Annotated in this window: 14 protein-coding genes; 6 read left to right on the plus strand and 8 right to left on the minus strand. The window is 70.7% G+C overall.

Going from position 1 to position 16,072, the window contains the following annotated elements:
* Nucleotides 1-2 precede the first annotated feature (2 nt).
* Nucleotides 3-818 carry an SAM-dependent methyltransferase gene (locus VGX25_RS24845; protein ID WP_326920303.1) on the plus strand — a complete coding sequence of 272 codons (816 nt, stop codon included), beginning with the start codon at nt 3-5 and terminating at the stop codon, nt 816-818.
* A gap of 41 nt (nt 819-859) precedes the next feature.
* Here the strand turns inward: VGX25_RS24845 and VGX25_RS24850 are convergent, their stop codons facing one another.
* Nucleotides 860-1,837, minus strand: coding sequence for an endonuclease/exonuclease/phosphatase family protein (locus VGX25_RS24850; RefSeq protein ID WP_326920304.1), 978 nt, complete (start codon nt 1,835-1,837; stop codon nt 860-862).
* Between the two features lie 247 nt (nt 1,838-2,084).
* On the opposite strand from VGX25_RS24850, the gene VGX25_RS24855 reads away from it, so the two are divergent.
* Nucleotides 2,085-2,702 (plus strand): lamin tail domain-containing protein, encoded by a 618-nt coding sequence (locus VGX25_RS24855; RefSeq protein WP_326920305.1) that lies wholly within the window; start codon nt 2,085-2,087, stop codon nt 2,700-2,702.
* Nucleotides 2,703-2,802: 100 nt separating this feature from the next.
* On the opposite strand, the gene VGX25_RS24860 is transcribed toward VGX25_RS24855, so the two are convergent.
* Nucleotides 2,803-6,720, minus strand: a complete 3,918-nt coding sequence (locus VGX25_RS24860; RefSeq protein WP_326920306.1) for a S8 family serine peptidase — start codon at nt 6,718-6,720, stop codon at nt 2,803-2,805.
* Between the two features lie 135 nt (nt 6,721-6,855).
* Between VGX25_RS24860 and VGX25_RS24865 the strand changes: the two genes are divergently transcribed.
* Entirely contained in the window at nt 6,856-7,809 is a 954-nt protein-coding gene (locus VGX25_RS24865; RefSeq protein ID WP_326920307.1) for a hypothetical protein, read from the plus strand.
* Here the strand turns inward: VGX25_RS24865 and VGX25_RS24870 are convergent.
* The 3 genes from VGX25_RS24870 to VGX25_RS24880 all read right to left on the minus strand — a co-directional run bounded on the left by VGX25_RS24870 (nt 7,756) and on the right by VGX25_RS24880 (nt 10,050).
* Entirely contained in the window at nt 7,756-8,340 is a 585-nt protein-coding gene (locus VGX25_RS24870; protein WP_326920308.1) for a hypothetical protein, read from the minus strand. The two genes, VGX25_RS24865 and VGX25_RS24870, sit on opposite strands and share 54 nt — an antisense overlap.
* A gap of 155 nt (nt 8,341-8,495) precedes the next feature.
* Nucleotides 8,496-9,212: a response regulator transcription factor gene (locus VGX25_RS24875; RefSeq protein WP_326920309.1), complete on the minus strand. Its 717-nt coding sequence runs from the start codon at nt 9,210-9,212 to the stop codon at nt 8,496-8,498.
* Between the two features lie 163 nt (nt 9,213-9,375).
* Nucleotides 9,376-10,050: a sensor histidine kinase gene (locus tag VGX25_RS24880; RefSeq protein ID WP_326920310.1), complete on the minus strand. Its 675-nt coding sequence runs from the start codon at nt 10,048-10,050 to the stop codon at nt 9,376-9,378.
* A 205-nt stretch (nt 10,051-10,255) separates the two neighbouring features.
* On the opposite strand from VGX25_RS24880, the gene VGX25_RS24885 reads away from it, so the two are divergent.
* From VGX25_RS24885 to VGX25_RS24895, 3 genes are all read left to right on the plus strand, one after another.
* Nucleotides 10,256-10,555, plus strand: a complete 300-nt coding sequence (locus tag VGX25_RS24885; protein WP_326920311.1) for a helix-turn-helix transcriptional regulator — start codon at nt 10,256-10,258, stop codon at nt 10,553-10,555.
* A gap of 166 nt (nt 10,556-10,721) precedes the next feature.
* Nucleotides 10,722-11,057, plus strand: coding sequence for a hypothetical protein (locus VGX25_RS24890; RefSeq protein ID WP_326920312.1), 336 nt, complete (start codon nt 10,722-10,724; stop codon nt 11,055-11,057).
* A gap of 188 nt (nt 11,058-11,245) precedes the next feature.
* A complete protein-coding gene (locus VGX25_RS24895) occupies nt 11,246-11,404 on the plus strand; it encodes a hypothetical protein (RefSeq protein ID WP_326920313.1) in 159 nt (52 codons plus the stop codon).
* Here the strand turns inward: VGX25_RS24895 and VGX25_RS24900 are convergent.
* The 3 genes from VGX25_RS24900 to VGX25_RS24910 form a co-directional block, all read right to left on the minus strand.
* Nucleotides 11,382-12,272: a hypothetical protein gene (locus tag VGX25_RS24900; RefSeq protein ID WP_326920314.1), complete on the minus strand. Its 891-nt coding sequence runs from the start codon at nt 12,270-12,272 to the stop codon at nt 11,382-11,384. The genes VGX25_RS24895 and VGX25_RS24900 overlap by 23 nt on opposite strands.
* 66 nt (nt 12,273-12,338) lie before the next feature.
* Nucleotides 12,339-12,812 (minus strand): hypothetical protein, encoded by a 474-nt coding sequence (locus VGX25_RS24905; protein WP_326920315.1) that lies wholly within the window; start codon nt 12,810-12,812, stop codon nt 12,339-12,341.
* Between the two features lie 182 nt (nt 12,813-12,994).
* The coding region (locus tag VGX25_RS24910; protein WP_326920316.1) for a WD40 repeat domain-containing protein at nt 12,995-16,072 on the minus strand (3,078 nt) is incomplete at its 5' end.

Raw genomic sequence — 16,072 nt, forward strand, 5'->3', positions numbered from 1 at the left:
GTATGCCAGCCGAACGGCCGTCGTGGGCGCCGCAGCACATCGACCTCGACAAGCCCAACGCGGCCCGGGTGTACGACTACTTCCTCGGCGGGGCCTGTAATTTCGAGATCGACCGGCAGTTCGCCGAGAATTTCCTCACGGTCATGCCGGAAATCGAGCTGGTGGCCAGGCGCAACCGCGCGTTCCTGCGCCGCGCCGTGCGGTTCTGCGTCGACCAGGGCATCCGCCAGTTCCTCGACATCGGCTCGGGCATCCCGACCGTGGGCAACGTGCACCAGATCGCTCAGCAGATGGCGCCGGAGTGCCGCGTGCTCTACGTCGACAACGAGCCGGTGGCCGTCGCGCACAGCGAGCTCATGCTCGAGCACAACCCCAACGCGGCGGTCCTCCAGGCGGATCTGCGTGATCCGGCCACCGTGCTGGGCTCGGAGTCCGCGCGGCAACTGCTGGACTTCGACGCGCCCATGGCGTTGCTGATGGTGGCCGTGCTGCACTTCGTCCCGGAATCGGCACACCCCCGCTCGGCCATCGAGCAGTACCTCAAGGCCCTTGCGCCGGGCAGCCTGTTCGTCGTCTCACACGTCAGCATCGACGACTGGGACGGCGAGCAATCCCGCCCCGGCGTCCCGTCCTACAACCAGACCACGACACCGGTGTACGCCCGGACCCGCCAACAGGTGCTCGAGCTGATGGCCGGCACCGAGCTGGTGGCGCCCGGTCTGGTGTGGGCACAGGACTGGCGCGCGGACCCGTCCGACGACGTCGACGACAAGCCGAAGCATTCCTTCATCCTCGCCGGAGTCGGCCGCAAGAGCTGACCTTCCCGGTGACGCAGGCGCCGCCGCGTGGGGTCGGCCGGTCAGAACACGAAGGTGGCCACCACCGGGGCGTGGTCGGACTCGGGATACTTCTTGTCCACGGCGAAGGCGGCCGACTCGTCGTGCAGCAGCTCGTTGTGGATCTCCGAGCCGCGGTAGTTGGCGAGCAGGTTCCTCGTGATCAGTATGTGGTCGAGCATCTGGCCGCGTCCCTGGTGGTAGAGCGTGTACCTGGCCGGCTCGGGAATCGTGTGCTCGATCGGCACCAGCACGCGGCCGGCCAGCGCGCCGTTTCCGGTGTCCTCGACGCTGCCGCGGATCGCCAGCACCGGAACCTCGTCCGGGGTGGCGTTGAAGTCGCCGAGCACCACGATGCGCGCGGCGGGATCGTCGGTCAGGATCTGGTCGATCAGCCGGCGCACCTCAAGCGCCTGGCTCATCCGCTTCATCGACGAGATGAACACGCCCTCGGCCCAGGCGTCCGCGGCCCTCCAGGTGAAGTTGTCGATCTTCTGGCCGTCGATGTCGGTGGGGATCTTGGACTTCAGGTGCACGTTGATCACGTGGAGCACCGTGCCGTCGATGTCCAGCCGGACGTGCAGGATCGGCCGCTCGATACCGATCTTGCGCGGCTCCTGCTCCGGCGGCAGCGCGGTCAGCGTCCGGTACAGCGGGGCCTCGACCAGCTCGTTGAGCAGCTGCTCCCGGCTCAGCACCGGAAAGTGGCTCACCACGACGAGGTTGCGCTCGTCGAACACCTCGTCGTTCTGCGTCCGGGTGCTGGCGATGTTGGCGCCGTCGAGGTTCGTCCCTTCCAACAACTTCTTGAGCGCATGCAGGTCCCGCTTCTCCCCCGGGCGCTCCTGACCGTGCGTCTCCTGGAAGCACGCCACATCCGCGCGCAGCCGCGCGATCTGCGGCCGCATCAGCGCGATCCGCTCGTCGAGCGACGGCAACTCGCCGGGCTTCGTCTCGTCGAAGTTCTCCAGGTTGAACGTGGCGATGCGTACCTCTCCCATGTCTCATGGTGGGTACGCCGCGCCACGAGAAACCAGGCCTCCGCGGGTGGCGTCGTGGGCGGCCGACAGCACCCCAACGGGCAGGTTCCGCAATGCGTTTCGCACGCCCGCACCCGGGACGTCCAGCAACTGGCCACCTTTCTGTGGTGACGGTTCCGGTGGAGTCTTGAGGTGGTTCCCGCGCTCCCCGACAAGTGCGGGAACCGCAGGGAAATCTCGTCACTCATGTGGATGCAAAGGAGACATAATGCGCCGTGTACTGGCATGCCTTGGCATGGCCGCGCTGGCGTTTCTCGCCGTCCAGCCGGCCGCCACGGCCCAGTCCGAGCCGGGCGCCGGCCCCGAGATCTTCGGCCAGCCGGTGATCAACGAGGTGGCCACGCGCGGTCCCGGTGGGCCGCTCGACCAGTTCATCGAGGTGATGAACCCGAGCCGGACCGACGTCGTGGACATCAGCGGCTGGCAGGTGCACGTGTTCAGCAGCACCAACCAACTGCTGCAGATCATCATCCTGCCGGAGGGCACCGTCCTGCAGCCGGTGGGCGCGGGCCTGCCGCAACTTCCCCTCTGGGTGCTGGCCAGCACGGCCTTCACCGGCGGCCCGGTCAACCAGCCCGGGGCGCTCGTCGTGGACATCCCGGACAACGGCGGCGTCGCGCTGTTCAACCCGGGCGGGGTGAAGATCGACAGCGTGGCCTTCTCCGCGGGCGCCACGTCCGCGGTGGAGGGCACGCCGCTGAGCCCGCAGCCGGCTTTCCTCGACCCGCTGGCCCCGGCGTACGGCCGCAACATCGTCGGTCAGGACACCAACAACAACGCGTTCGACTTCAAGCTGCTGACCCGCAGCCCCGGCATGTTGAACTGAGCCGGCGGGGTTCGGATCACTGGACCTGACCCGAACCCCGGCCGATTGTCGCACCGAACGGGCGGGCGGGCCGGAAGCTTCCGGTCCGCCCGCTCACGCGTCAACCGAGCGCGTAGGCCCGCTGCACGGTCTGCTCGACCCAGTTTCCCGCGGTGTCCCAGGCGCGCGTGCGCAACCACACGAAGGCATCGGCATCGGCCGGGTGGTGCACGGTGACCAGGTATGCGCCGGGTCCGGCGTGGTGGACCCGGCCAAGGGTCCAGGTCGCCCCGTCGTCGGTCGAGTACTGGACGTTCAGGTTGACCAGCGGGGCGCCGCCGTCGGCGCCGGCGCGGTGGCCGGCGAAGATCATGAACCGGTGCTCGCGACCGGCCGGCGCCCGGTTGTCCAGGTCGAGGTTGGGCGCGATGTCGAGCTGTACCAACGGTTGCACGGCACACGGGTCGGCGCAGCCGTAGCCCGCCTGCGCCGGACCGGTCGGTCGCCGGGAGGTGAACTCCCAGGTCGTCTCGGTGCGCGGGGCCAGCCGGAACAGGGCGAGGCTCGGTCCGCCGCGCTGCGCCGCGGGAAACGCGTCGACCATGGTCAGCCGGTACCGCCCGGGATCGGCGGGCAGCCGGAACACCGGGAACGTGGCGAACGGATCCGATCCGTCGGCGGGGATCTCCCGGCCGTCCCGGAACAGCCGCACGGTGGTGGTGTTGAAGTACTGCCGGCCGTTCTGCCAGATCGTGACGAAATGCCCCGCAGCCGTGTCCATCCAGTGCAGCGCCGGCACGAACCGGTCCGGGTCGCCGCCCCCGCGGCAGAACGCGCAGTGCCGCTCCCATGCCGGACCGGTCGTCGCGGGGCCGAACACCGGATGATCCGCGGGGAGCGTGACCGCCCCGTTGCGCAGCGGCGCGCCGAACCAGTCCTCTGTGGACCGACGCGGCTCGTTCGGGCGGAACACGTTCTCGGCGAACAGCGCCAGCTCGCCGATCGTCCGGCCGCTCGCGTCGACGGCGCTCTGGATCGTCCTGCGCTGCCACGGCACCCTGGCGTCGACCGGGCCGAGGTACTCCGTCCACGTGGCCGGACCGGTCCACGTGGTCCGGCGCTGGGCCAGGCTGCCGGGCACCGGCGGGAAGGCCGTCCACTGCTTGGCGTAGCCGATGTCGCGCCGGTCGGCGTGGTACCGGCTCTCGACCGGCACCAGCGTCCGCGGGTCGACCGGCCGGACGTGCGCGGCCGGAATTCCGTTGTCGTCGTGGTAGCTCAGGTTGTACATGTATCCCGGAGCGGGCAGCCCGGTGAGATCGACGGTGACCGGTCCCCCGCCGAGCAGCCCGCGCAGCGCGTTGCCTTCCGCGGCGCCGACGGCGAGGTGCGCGACCGGCGTCGCGGTCGGGCCGGCGATCGGCAGCGCGCCCGGCACGTCGACGTAGCTGAGCATCCCGGCCGCACCGGCGGCGGCCGCGGCGCCGGCCGCCGCCCCAGCGGCCAGGACCGTGGCGCCGATCGGATCGGCCACCGCGCCCGGGTCTGGAACGGCGACGAGGGCGAGCTTGCCGCGCGCGTCGACGGCGGCGAAGTCCTCCTGGCGGCCCCGGTCGGCCCACACCAGCGGTAGGGACCGGGCGCCGGCCAACGTCGCGCCGATCGTGCTCGCGTCGTACCGCGGGTCGAGCACCATGCCGCCGCGCACCCGCACGGCGAGCTGGCGCTCGCTGAGCGTCCAGTAGTCCTGCAGCGAGACGGTGCCCCGCCGGGCCGGCGCCGCCGGCGTGGCGTACACCTGCCAGGTGGCGTCGGCGCCGATCACGAACTGCCACTCGACGAACAGGGTCGTGCCGGGCAGGTGCCGGCGCAGCGCCACGGTCCGGTCGCGCTGCTCGGTGGGCCGCGGCGTGGTCACCCCGATCGCGACGGCGGCGCGGGCGTCGAGGGTGACGGCGGTCGACGCGCCGGTGACCGCGACCTCGGTCGCGGACAGCGCGGTCCAGCGCCGCGCGGTCAGCGACGCCTCCCGGACCGTGCTGGACACCGAGTAGGAACCCTGCGGCACCTCGGCCCGGACGCCGAGCGGGACGAACTGCAGCGGCTCGGGGCCGAGCGGGTCGTTGCCCGAACCGGCCGACTCGTTGAACACCGCGGCGATCCGGTTGGTCGCCGGTTGGCCACGCGAGTCCAGCACGGTGACGGTGATCGGACCGGTCGGGGTCGGCACGTAGTAGCCCACCGGCGTACGCAACGACAGCGGGGTGGCGCCGTCGGCGGTCGCGGTGAGCAGGCCCCCGTACGCGCCGGTGTCGCCGAGCCGGGGGTCGACGGTGACGCCCACCGCGGTCCGGCCGTGTGCCGGGACGACAACGGCCGTGGCTTCCAGCCGCACCGCCCCGTCCGGCGCGGGGTCGCCGGTCCAGCCGTGCACGGCGAGCGTCAGCCTCAGGGTGAGCGCGTGGTCGGAATCGTTGGTGTAGATGACCGACGCGGTGGTCGGGGTGCCGGACCGGGACAGCCGGCCGAGGTTGAGCGCCGCGGTCGCGGTCGCCGGCCGGCCGATCAGCCGGGCGATGTCCAGCCGGCCGGCGCCCTGCTCGTACCACCGCCGCCCGACGTCCCGTGCGGCGCCGACCAGAGCGTCCTTGAGCCGGGGCGCCGGCCAGTCCGGATGCCGCTGGGCGAGCAGCGCCGCCGCGCCGGCCACGTGCGGGGTAGCCATCGAGGTGCCGGACGCCGTGGTGTACCGGTCGTCGACGGGGGTGCCCATCGCGGTGCCCGCCGCGCGGGCGGCGGTGATCGACACGCCGGGCGCCACGATCTCGGGTTTGACGGCGGCGTCGCCGAGGCGCGGTCCCTTGCCGGCGAACGGCGCGAGCACGTCCCGCTTGTCCACGGCACCGACGGTCAACGCCGCGCTCGCCGCGCCGGGACTGGTCACCGACCGGTCGCCGCCGAGGTTGCCGGAGGCCACGACGAACAGCGCCCCGGTGCGCGCGGTCAGGTCGTCGACGAGCCGGCTGACCGGATCGGTCCCGTCGGTGGGTGCGCTGCCCAGGCTCAGGTTCACGATCCTGGCGCCGCGCGTGGCCGCCCATTCCATACCGGCCATCACCTGGGACTCGGTCGCGCTGCCCGAGGCGTCGAACACCTTGGCGACGACGAGCTTCGCGCCCGGCGCGACGCCGGAGTACCGGCCGCCGGACGCGCGGCCGGAACCGACGATCGTGGAGGCGACGTGGGTGCCGTGGCCGAACGTGTCGCGCACGTCCGGCTCGTCGGTGAAGTTGGCGGAGTCGAGCACGGCGCCGGTCAGATCGGGGTGCCCGGTGTCGACGCCGGTGTCCACGACGCCGACCGTCACCCCGCGACCGTCGATGCCGGCGGCCCAGGCGGCGGGCGCGCCGACCATCGGCACGCTCTGGTCCAGCACCGGCCGCACGGTCCGGTCCAGCCGGACGCTGGCCACGCCGCCGGCGAAGGCGGGCGTGCCGGCCGGCGCGATCGCCCGCCAGAACTCGGCGGCCCGATCGTGCCTGACCCGTACGCCGGCCACGCCCGCGGCGGGCACCGGCACGACCCGGGTGACGCCCGGCAGCGCGGTCGCGCCGCGGCCGAGCACCTCCCGGCCGGGCCGGCCGGCGTAGCCGACGATCACCGGCACCGTGTCGGTGGCGGCGTCGTGGAGCCCGTCGGCGACCAGATCCGCGACGTTGAACAGCGCCCGGTCGAGGATGCCGGTGGCCAGGTGCGGCTCGGCGTCGGAGGGGATCACGAAGAAGTCGTCGCGGCCGCCGATGGTCTGGAAGTCCACCGGGGCGCCCGCCGGCCGGGGCGCGGCGTGGATCGCCACCGCGCGGCGGCCCGCGCCGGCGTCGGTGAGCTCGACGGCGTCGCCGGTCACCAGGGTCACCCGGTGCGTGACGGGCGCGGGCGCAGCGGCGCCGCCGGCGGGATGTCCGGGGCCGGCGGCCGCGGATTCGCCGTTCCCCAACAGCGTCACCGTGACCAGCAGCGTCAGTGCGAGCTTTCCCATGGCCGACTCCGTTCGACGCGCAACTGATTGACCGCTCAACGTGAATAGAGTGAAAGGCGAGCGAACGATCTCCGTCCAGGAAATGTCCTGGCGAACACTGGCACCGCCGGATTTCGCCACCGCGTGGAGGTAACAATGTTGCGGGCGCTCGGGGTGACGGCCTTCGACGAGCGGGTGTACCGCGCCCTGCTGCGCTGGCCGGACACCACCGCGGCCGACTTGGCGTCCATTGTGGACTACGACGTGCGCAGGATCGGCGGCGCACTGTCCCGGCTGGCCGGACTGGGTCTGGCCCGCCCGACCGAGGAGGATCGCTACGCGCCCAACGATCCCGACCCGGCGCTGGAGGCGTTGGTGCACCGCCGCGAGGCCGAGCTGCACGCGGCCCGCACCGCCGCGGTGGAGCTCGCCGCCGACTTCCGGATCGGTCGCCTGCGGGCCGACCCGGCCCAGCTGGTCGAAGTGGTCACCGGGCGCGATGAGATCTACCGGCGCACGATGGAGCTCTACCAGGGCGCCACCCGCGAGATCATGGCATTCGAGCGACCGCCCTACGCGGTACCGTCCGATTTCGACGAGCTGGCCGCCGAGCTTCCGTTGCTGGAGCGCGGTGTGGTGCTGCGCATCGTGTACAGCGCCGAGGCGCTTGCGGCACGGGACAAGTTCGACACGGTGAGCACGTTGACCCGGCACGGCGAACGCGCGCGCACGCTGCCGGACCTGCCGCAGAAGCTGATGATCGTCGACGGTCGGGCCGCCCGCGTGTCGCTGGCCTCGGACGAGTACGCCACCGAAAGCGTCGCGATCATCCGCCCGTCCGGTCTGCTCGACGCGCTGATCGCGCTGTTCGAGGCGTACTGGGAGCGCGCCCATCCGATCGGCGAGGGTCGGACGCCGCCGGGCCTGACCGAGGACGAGACCAAGGTGTTGGCCTTGCTGGGCGCCGGGTTCAAGGACGAGGCGATCGCCCGCCATCTGCGCACCAGCATGCGCACCACCGGCCGGCGCATCGTCCGCATCATGGAGCTGTTGGGGTCATCGACCCGCTTTCAGGCCGGCGCCCAGGCGGCTCGCCGCGGCTGGCTGTGATCCGGCCTCGTTGGGTTCGCGCGGCGACATCCGTTGGCAGGAGAAGTCGGCGGCATTGCGTCCGGTGTCGGTGCCGACCGCGTCGCGGGCGGTCGACGCTCCGGGGCACGCCGCCGCCGGGTCTCCCTCCCCGCACGGCGAGTCCGCGATCAGGGCCGCTCCGTCCGCCCAGCCCCGTTCCAGGTGGTACAGCGCGACCCCGCCGCTCGGCAGCACGCCGGCATATCCCTGGTCGGCCCCGCTCCCGGTGAACGACGAGGAGGCGAGCAGATAGAAGTCGCCGGCGGCCAACGCCTGCCCCACGGACAGGTGGATCGTGTCGGTCACCCCGGCGGCGCCGCACAGCCGCAGCTCGAACCGACCGATGTCCACTGTCGACATCGAGACATTGTGCAGCTCGACGAAGCTGCCCACCGCGATCTCGTTGATGACCACCGAGCCGGCGCCGGTCGGCACCGGTCCCGGCGACGGCGCCGGTGCCGCGCCCACGACCAGCACGCACACGAATGTCCATACGCCAACGTGATACACGGCTCTCCTCCGGAACCGGTGCGGAGCGCACCCCTGCTCCTGCAGCATCCGCACCGGCCACCCGGGTAGTCGGCTCGCCTAGGGGATCGGCGTCGCCGCACCACTGAGCGTGGCACCGCGGGGCGGTCGCGGAAAGGGGGCCAATGTCCGGGCCCTCACCGGCGGTTCGATGCGCCGGCCATGTCGACCCAACCCGTGTCGATCGGAGGGATCAGGGCGGCCGCCCTGGCCTTGTTGATGGCGTCCACTCGGGACACGGCGCCGAGCTCGGCATAGATCGTGCTGAGGTGCCGTTTGACCGTGTTCTCCGAGATGAACAGCCGGTGCGCGATCTGGGCGTTGCTCAGCGCCTGCGCGGCCAGGCCGAGAATCTCCTTCTGCCGCCTGGTGAGCGTCTGCTCCTGGTCGTCGCCGAGCTGCCGGAAGCCGTGCCGCGACATCGACACCACGACCCGACCCTCGTCGCTGCAGACGCCGCGGATCACCGAGACGAGCTCCGCCCGCGTCGCGCTCTTCACCAGGTACGCCCGCGCCCCGAGGTTGATCAGCTCATTGGCCAGCTGAGGATCGTCGTACATGGTCAGCATGATGATCCGGGTGCGCGGCGAGACCCGCAGGAGCTGGGGCACGGTTCGCTTCACCTGATGGTGCGGCATCTCGACGTCGAGCAGCAGCACATCGGGATGGCACCGGCACACCACCGCGATTCCCTCGTCCCCGTCGCCCGCCTGCCCCACCACGTCGAAGTCCCGCTCCGTCAACAGGATCTCGCGCAGCCCCTCCCGGAACAGCGTGTGGTCGTCGGCGATGACGATCGAGATCTTGTCGGTACGGAGCGGCGGGCCGACCGGAAACTGCTCACGCCGGCGCAAATGTTGTTGACCTGTCAAATTCATTGAGGAGTCGATTGGGACACTGGGTTCCTCTGATCACCGTGAGATCGCCGCACTCCCGTTACTGAACCAGAAAAGCAAGACCGGTCAAGAGATGGACGACACAAGCCCGGATACGACACCCGGATGGCCGAATGTCCGGTCACTCGTGGTCAGGTATCTCCCCCAGGGGGATACGCACCCGTACGGCGGTGCCCGTCCCCGGCGTGCTGGCAATGGCGACGCTGCCGCCGAGCAGCGCAGCGCGTTCGCGCATGGACGCAAGGCCGCCGGTCCGGCCGTGCCGGGCGAGGTCGAACCCGGCGCCGTCGTCGGACACGCCGGCGAGCACGGCGTCCGGACCAATCACGACGGCGATCTCGACGCGGCGGGCGCGGGAGTGGACCAGCGCGTTGCGGGCCGCCTCGCGGAGGATCAGGAACAGCTCGTCGCGCGTCTCGGCCGGCAGCCGCGAATCGTCGCCGGTCACCGTGACGGTCCACGCGATGGCGGGCGGCGTCACGGCCGCGAGGTACTCCCGGAGCGCGTCCTCGAGCCCGTCGACGACCTCGCGCCGGCGCAGGTTCGAGCACAGCGTGCGCACCGCCTCGTGCGACCTGCGCACCGCGCGCACGGCGGAGCGCAGTTGCTCCTGCGCGCGCGAGGGGTCGCTGTGCAGGTAGACCTCGTGCAGCTCGAGGCTGTTCAGGGCGACGCTGAGCGCGTGTCCGACCTGGTCGTGCAGGTCCCGGGCGATGCGGCGGCGCTCATCGGTGTGTGCCCGGCGGAGCCGGTTGACGATCTCGACGACGGGCGGTGGTAGCTCGTCGTCGGGCACCCGCCAAGTGTGCACGGCGCGACCTCGGGTCGAAACACACCATGGAGGTGCACCGCCTACAACCAACGGGCCATCTTCGATAGCACCTTGTGTGATCATGCAACGACATTCCGTAAATGCCTGGATAGGCTCGGATGCATCGTCGGGGATCAGGGACGTGGACCAGTCAACTAGCACGGGATGCTCTGTGGCGGAGAATTTGATCATGATCGATGAGCGGGTCGGCGAGCCGATCGGCGACCTCATCCGAGACCTGCGCCATCGACGCGGCCTCACCCAGGGAGGATTGGCCGGAAAACTTGCGGACATTTCCGGAAATGACGCCGTAAATCGTCGACAGGTCGCTCGCTGGGAACGGGGAAAGCGTATTCCGAGCCCGTACTGGCGCAACTGGATAGGCGTCGCGTTGGACGTTCCCACCGTGCGGCTGGACCGGGCCGCGGCGCTCGCCAGATTCCTTCGTGCGGCCCCGGATTTGGCCGCCGACCGGACGGATCGCGAGTAATTCGCCGGGCACCGCGGCCGACTCGGGAACCGGGCGGCACGCCGGCGCCGGCGTGCCGCCCCTTTGCCTCCGCAGGCGGCGCACTTCGCCGAGGCCGGGCCGAGCGGGCCGCGACCACCCGGGACGAGCTGCGGACCCACGCCCGCGTGCTGACCACCGACTCGGCATGCGGGGTTTCCGCTTTGCCGCGGCGCCGACCGAGGAGGGCACCTTCACCCTGCTGCCGATGATCCGGCAGGCCGGCGGGGACGTCCCCACCATCGGCGATCGGGCCGGCATCGACGCGCTGACCATGGTCGACACGCTGGTGAACGTGGACCACGGCGCGCCGCGCGGTGCTGGACTTGGGCCAGTCCGACGTCGGCGACAGTTCGCCGCGGACCGGTGCGCGATGATGGTCAACAGCCCGTGGGTGCTGCCGCCGGTGACCACCGGCGGGATCGACTTCGCCGTCGCGCGTGGCCGGCGGGGCCCGCGGCACCGCCGCGCCGCCGGGTGGTGAGGTTCTTGCGGCCGGCAAGGACACCAGGCACCTCGACGCCGCCCGGCAGCTGACCACCTGGCCGGCCGACCCGGCCAACGGCCTCGGCGAGGTGTACCGGGGCCCGTGCGGCATCCCGAACCGGACCAGCACCATCGACGACCCGGCGTGGGCCTGGCATCCGGTGGTCCCGGCGTCCGCCCGGCAAAATGCGCACGGCCCGCCCACGCGGGGTCTACGGCGCCAACTACGGCGCGATCTTCCGGACGATCCCGACCATGCAGCACCAGGTCCTTGCCCAGCACCGCAACCCGGCCGGCGCCGCCGCCGGAGCCAGCGCAACGATCAAACCGCGGCTGACCGGATGAGCCGGTGCGCCAGCCCGGCGACGACGCGGTGGCCGATGAGCCTGACCAAGGTTCTGCGGAATGGGCGCCCGCGTTCGTCATCGCCGGACCTGGCATCCGGAGCGCCGGCCGACAGCAGCAACCGGATCTCCAGCACGGTGCTCCCCGACACCGGCTCGGCCAGGACGACCAGCCGCGTGGGTAATCGGGTGCGGGCACGATCCGTCGGCGACGGGCCGACGAGCTGGCCATGACCCGGCGCGGTGTCGACCAACACCGGCAGCTCGCCATCGCCGTCCGTGCGGGCCGCGTGATCGGGCGTGGAGATCCACGCGAGCGCCACGGTCTCCTTCACCGCCACCCGGACCCGGCGATATCCCGCGGGGTCGACGACGGTGCTGTGCCGGATCACCTCGTCGAAGAACCAGGATGACGCGATCAGCGCGAGCACGCCCGGCGACGTGGCGAGCGCGGCCTTGAGCTGATGCGCATCGAGGAGCCGGAACGCCAGATTGATCGATGTCGACGTCACTCCGTAGTCGTCGTAGCGGACCTCCCCGGCGTGCACCGCCATCCGCAACCGGATGTGCTGCTCCGGCAGGTGTGCGGCGTTGTGCTGGCGCAGCGCGTCCCCGAGCTTGGCCGGCAGCGCGTCCGTGAACAGGTCTTTCGGAACCTCGGGCGGCGCCAGTACCAGGCAGCCGTCCCCGCGATCCTCTCGATGGCAGGCGCCCCACGGAATGCCGACCTCGTGGAACGCCCGCCGCAGGGCCTCGTACAACCCGCTCCTGATCACCACCTGGTGCGGGCCGACCTTGCGCCGATCACCAAATCCTTCCACGTCCACGACCAGAATGGTCCGGTGCACCGCGTGCTGATGGGTGTGCATGTCATGGTCCTCGGGAGAAACGGGTGGCGGCGGTTCACCGCCACCACCCTTTCGTTCCGTTGCGGATCAGCCGATCCGCGTCCACCACTGGTCGCTGCCGGTGAAACGCTTGAAGGCGTCCGGAACCGAGAGGAAGTACGAACGCTGACCGGTGTCCGAGTACCCGTAAAGGGTGAACGCGTCCATGTTCCAGTTGTCGTCGGTCTGGAAGACGTCGTTGTGCGAGACCATGCGGAGCTTCACGCCGCGCCCGTCACAGGACGAGACGGTCCAGTTGGGGTTGAGGAAGGTGACATTGCGGGAGTTGGTGGTACCGCCCCCGAAAGGACCCCACACGTGTTGCAGCTCGATGTCTCCCGCCGTGGTGATGAAGAAGGGGATGACTTCGGAGTTGCCGCGCAGATCGTCGCCGCCGGTGCGGAAATCGAGCGTGAAGCTGTGCAGGTTCGCGCACGGCCCGACCGGGCTGGCGTTGGCCGACGGCGCCAGAACCGTCAGCGAACCCACGGCCAGCAAGGTCATTCCCGCCGCGCCGAGCACGCGCCGCAGGTTGGATCGGAAGTGTTTCATCACGGGCTCCCTTTCTGGATGTCCACCGACACCGGCCTTGGCTTCGGCCGGGTCCGCACCATCATGGGCAGCGCCAGGGACAACCGGCGGTTTCCCGTATACGGGATGCCCGCTACCTGGGTCTTCCACCCGTGCACACCCCGCAGGTGGCTTCACTCCGGGCAGGGTGGCCGATAGTCCAATCCGGGAAAATAGGATTCCCACTCGGCCTTCGTGATTCTGGGATAGGCCACCTCGCAGACGCGGGCGGCGACCATGTCGACGTTCGTCTCCCACAACCGGACAGTGAAATGGTCGCCCACACTCACCAGCGTGCGCTCGGTGGCGCCGAACACCACCCCGCCGACGGCATCGCCGTGGTCGGTGAAAGTCGCGAGCTTCACCGGATGCGACGGGTCCACCACATTCCACAGCTGAACATTCTTGTCACCGCTGGACGTGGCGAGGGTGCGGCCGTCACGGCTGAACGCCACGTTGACGAACGGACCGCTGGGACTGGTGAGTGTGGCCAGCGGCCGAGGATCGCCGAGATCTGTCACATCCACCAATCGCAGGATGTTGTCATTGCTGTTCCCGTTGCTCACCGTGGCCAATATGCGATTGTCAGGACTGAACGCCCCGATCGGGATGGTGTCGCTGCGACCGAAGGGAAACGCCAGTTCGCGGGGATGGCGCGGATCGCGAATGTCCCAGAGCCGGGCCGTGACGTCACCCACGCGGATCCCGGTCGCCAGGGTGCGGCCGTCCGGACTGAACACCAACTCCCAGACCACGCCGGGATAGCCACCGATCGAGGCTATTTCCCGGGGATTGTCGCGATCTGTGACGTCCCACAGCCGTACTTTCTGATACTCCCCGGTTGCAAGCGAGTGGCCGTCCGGGCTGAACGCGACCGCGACCACCTCGCCGTCGGAGGACTGGATCCCGCTCACCTGACGCGGTGCGGAGGGATCCGCCACATCCCACAGCAACGCCTTGCCGTCGTCGCTGGCACTCGCGAGGGTGCGACCGTCCGGGCTGAACGCCACCATTCGGACGAAGCCGGCGTGGGCTCGCAATGTCGCCAACGGACGACGGCTGCGCGAATCACTGATGTCCCACAGCCGAACGGTCCGGTCCCAACTGCCGGTGGCCAGGACCCGGCCATCGGGGTTGACCGCGAGCGACGGCACCTGGTTGGCATGCCCGACCAGCGGCAGATCACGAAGATCCAGCAACCGGACGGTTTTGTCGAAGTCGGCGATCGCCACCGAGTTACCGTCCGGATGGAACGCGGCTGAGCCCCCGCCGGGAATGTTGACCATCGATACGGGGTGCCGGACATCGGAAACGTCCCACAGCCGGGTGCCATCGCCGGTCGTGACGAGCGTGCGGCCGTCGGGACTGAACGCTACCGACAAGATGATCGCGTTGGCCCCGGTGAGCGTGGCCACCGCCGTGGGAGCAACCGGGTTCGTGACATCCCACAGCCGCACATCGTGGTCCGAACTCCCGGTGGCGACGGTGCGGCCGTCGGGACCGAAATCCACCGACCCGACGACGTCTTGGTGCCCGGCGAGGACGCCGAGCTCGTGGGGAGCTCGAACATCGCTCACATCCCACAGTCGCGCGACGTGATCACCAGTTGTCGCCAGCACGCGACCGTCCGGTGCGAACGCCACCTCGGTCACCCAGCCGGCATGGGCGGTCAGCCGGACGATCTCGGTGGGGCGACCTGGATCCGCCAAGTCCCACAGCGCCGCGGTGCCGTTCTTGCTGGCGGTGGCCATGGTCCGGCCGTCCGGGCTGAACGCCACCCGGATCACTTGACCGGCGGGGCTCGGAAGAATCGCCAGTTCCCGGGCATGGCGCAGGTCCGTCACGTCCCACAACCGAACGGTGGTCTCGCCCACCGTGGCCAGGAGACGGCCCCCTTGGCCGAAGACCGCTTGGCCCAGTGCCTCGCCGAAGCCGAGCGTGGCCAGGTCGACAGGGTGGTGGACATCCGACACGTCCCACAACCGTGCGGTGCGATCCACGCTCGCGCTGACCAGCGCACGGCCGTCGGGGGCGTACGCCACCGAGGTGATGTCACCCGTACTGCCGGCCAGCCGGCTGGTGTAGGGCGCGGCGAACGTGCTGAGCAGCGTTTCCCGGGTCTCCGGAAGCTCGGCGAGACGGTAGGCGGCCAGGCTGAGTTGCGTGGCCAGCGGGGGATTGCCGAAGCGCAGGCCGACGGCGTCGCTTGCGGCTTTCCTCGCTATGGCGATGTTGCGTTGCTCGAGGGTCGTCCGCTGGGCACGCACGGCGTAGAACACCGACACGGCCGCGGTGACCAGCAGGACGGTGAGCAGCGCGACGAGCTGGCGAAGACGGCGGGTGCGGCGGCGGGCGGCGCGTTGCTCGGCACGTTCCGCCTCGATGGAGGACACGAGGAAGTCGCGGACCACGGGAGACAGGTCCGGGTCGTCGGTGTCGACCCACTCGCGGGCGGCGGCGAGCCGGGGCCCGCGGTGCAATCCGGCGGGATGCCTGCCTTCGGAGTCCCAGGCGTGGGCGGCGTCGGCAAGGCGTTGATGCACGAGCAGCCTGGTGCGGTCGCCGTCGATCCACGATCGCATCTGTGGCCAGGCACGCAGCAACGCCTCGTGGGAGATCTGGACGACCTGCTCGTCCACGATGATCAGCCGGGAGTTGGTCAGCGCCTCGAGGACGGACGCGGTGATGGCCGGGTCGGCCGACTCGTCGGCGAGCCGGGCGAGCTCGAGGGGCCGCCTGATGTCGTCGGTGCCGTCGCCGACCTGAACCATGCGCAGCAGCAGCCGGCGAGCGACCCGTTGCTCGTCCGGGCTCAGCAGGCCGTAGGCGCGCTCGGCGGTGGCGGCGATCCCGCCGTTGATCCCGCCGGCAAGCCGGTAGCTGTCCAGGGTCAGCCGCCGGTTCTGCCGTTGCCGCCAGGTGGCGAACAGCGCGTGCGACAGCAACGGCAACGCGCCCGGCTCGTAGAAATGCCCGTCCGTCTCCGTCAGGTCCGGGTCGGCCCCGAGGTCGGCCAGCATCACGTCGACGAGACCGGGCTCGATGTCAAGGCCGACCGCGCGGGCGGGCTTCTCGATCGCGTCGCGCAGCTCGGCCGCGCGCATGGCGCCCAGCAACACCTGCCCGTGGCGCAACGCCTCCACCAACTCCGGGTAGGCCGCGCAGTGGCCGTAGAAGTCCGCGCGCAGGCCGAGCACGGCCAGGGCGGCCGG

The sequence above is a fragment of the Actinophytocola sp. genome (assembly GCF_035942955.1).
GTDB lineage: Bacteria > Actinomycetota > Actinomycetes > Mycobacteriales > Pseudonocardiaceae > DASYTH01.

Bases quoted from the DNA above. Each gene is read 5' to 3' on its own strand.
- VGX25_RS24900 (WP_326920314.1), bottom strand. From the start codon at position 12,272: ATGCACACCCATCAGCACGCGGTGCACCGGACCATTCTGGTCGTGGAC.
- VGX25_RS24890 (WP_326920312.1), top strand. From the start codon at position 10,722: ATGCGGGGTTTCCGCTTTGCCGCGGCGCCGACCGAGGAGGGCACCTTC.
- VGX25_RS24895 (WP_326920313.1), top strand. From the start codon at position 11,246: ATGCGCACGGCCCGCCCACGCGGGGTCTACGGCGCCAACTACGGCGCG.
- VGX25_RS24885 (WP_326920311.1), top strand. From the start codon at position 10,256: ATGATCGATGAGCGGGTCGGCGAGCCGATCGGCGACCTCATCCGAGAC.
- VGX25_RS24850 (WP_326920304.1), bottom strand. From the start codon at position 1,837: ATGGGAGAGGTACGCATCGCCACGTTCAACCTGGAGAACTTCGACGAG.
- VGX25_RS24860 (WP_326920306.1), bottom strand. From the start codon at position 6,720: ATGGGAAAGCTCGCACTGACGCTGCTGGTCACGGTGACGCTGTTGGGG.
- VGX25_RS24845 (WP_326920303.1), top strand. From the start codon at position 3: ATGCCAGCCGAACGGCCGTCGTGGGCGCCGCAGCACATCGACCTCGAC.
- VGX25_RS24855 (WP_326920305.1), top strand. From the start codon at position 2,085: ATGCGCCGTGTACTGGCATGCCTTGGCATGGCCGCGCTGGCGTTTCTC.
- VGX25_RS24865 (WP_326920307.1), top strand. From the start codon at position 6,856: ATGTTGCGGGCGCTCGGGGTGACGGCCTTCGACGAGCGGGTGTACCGC.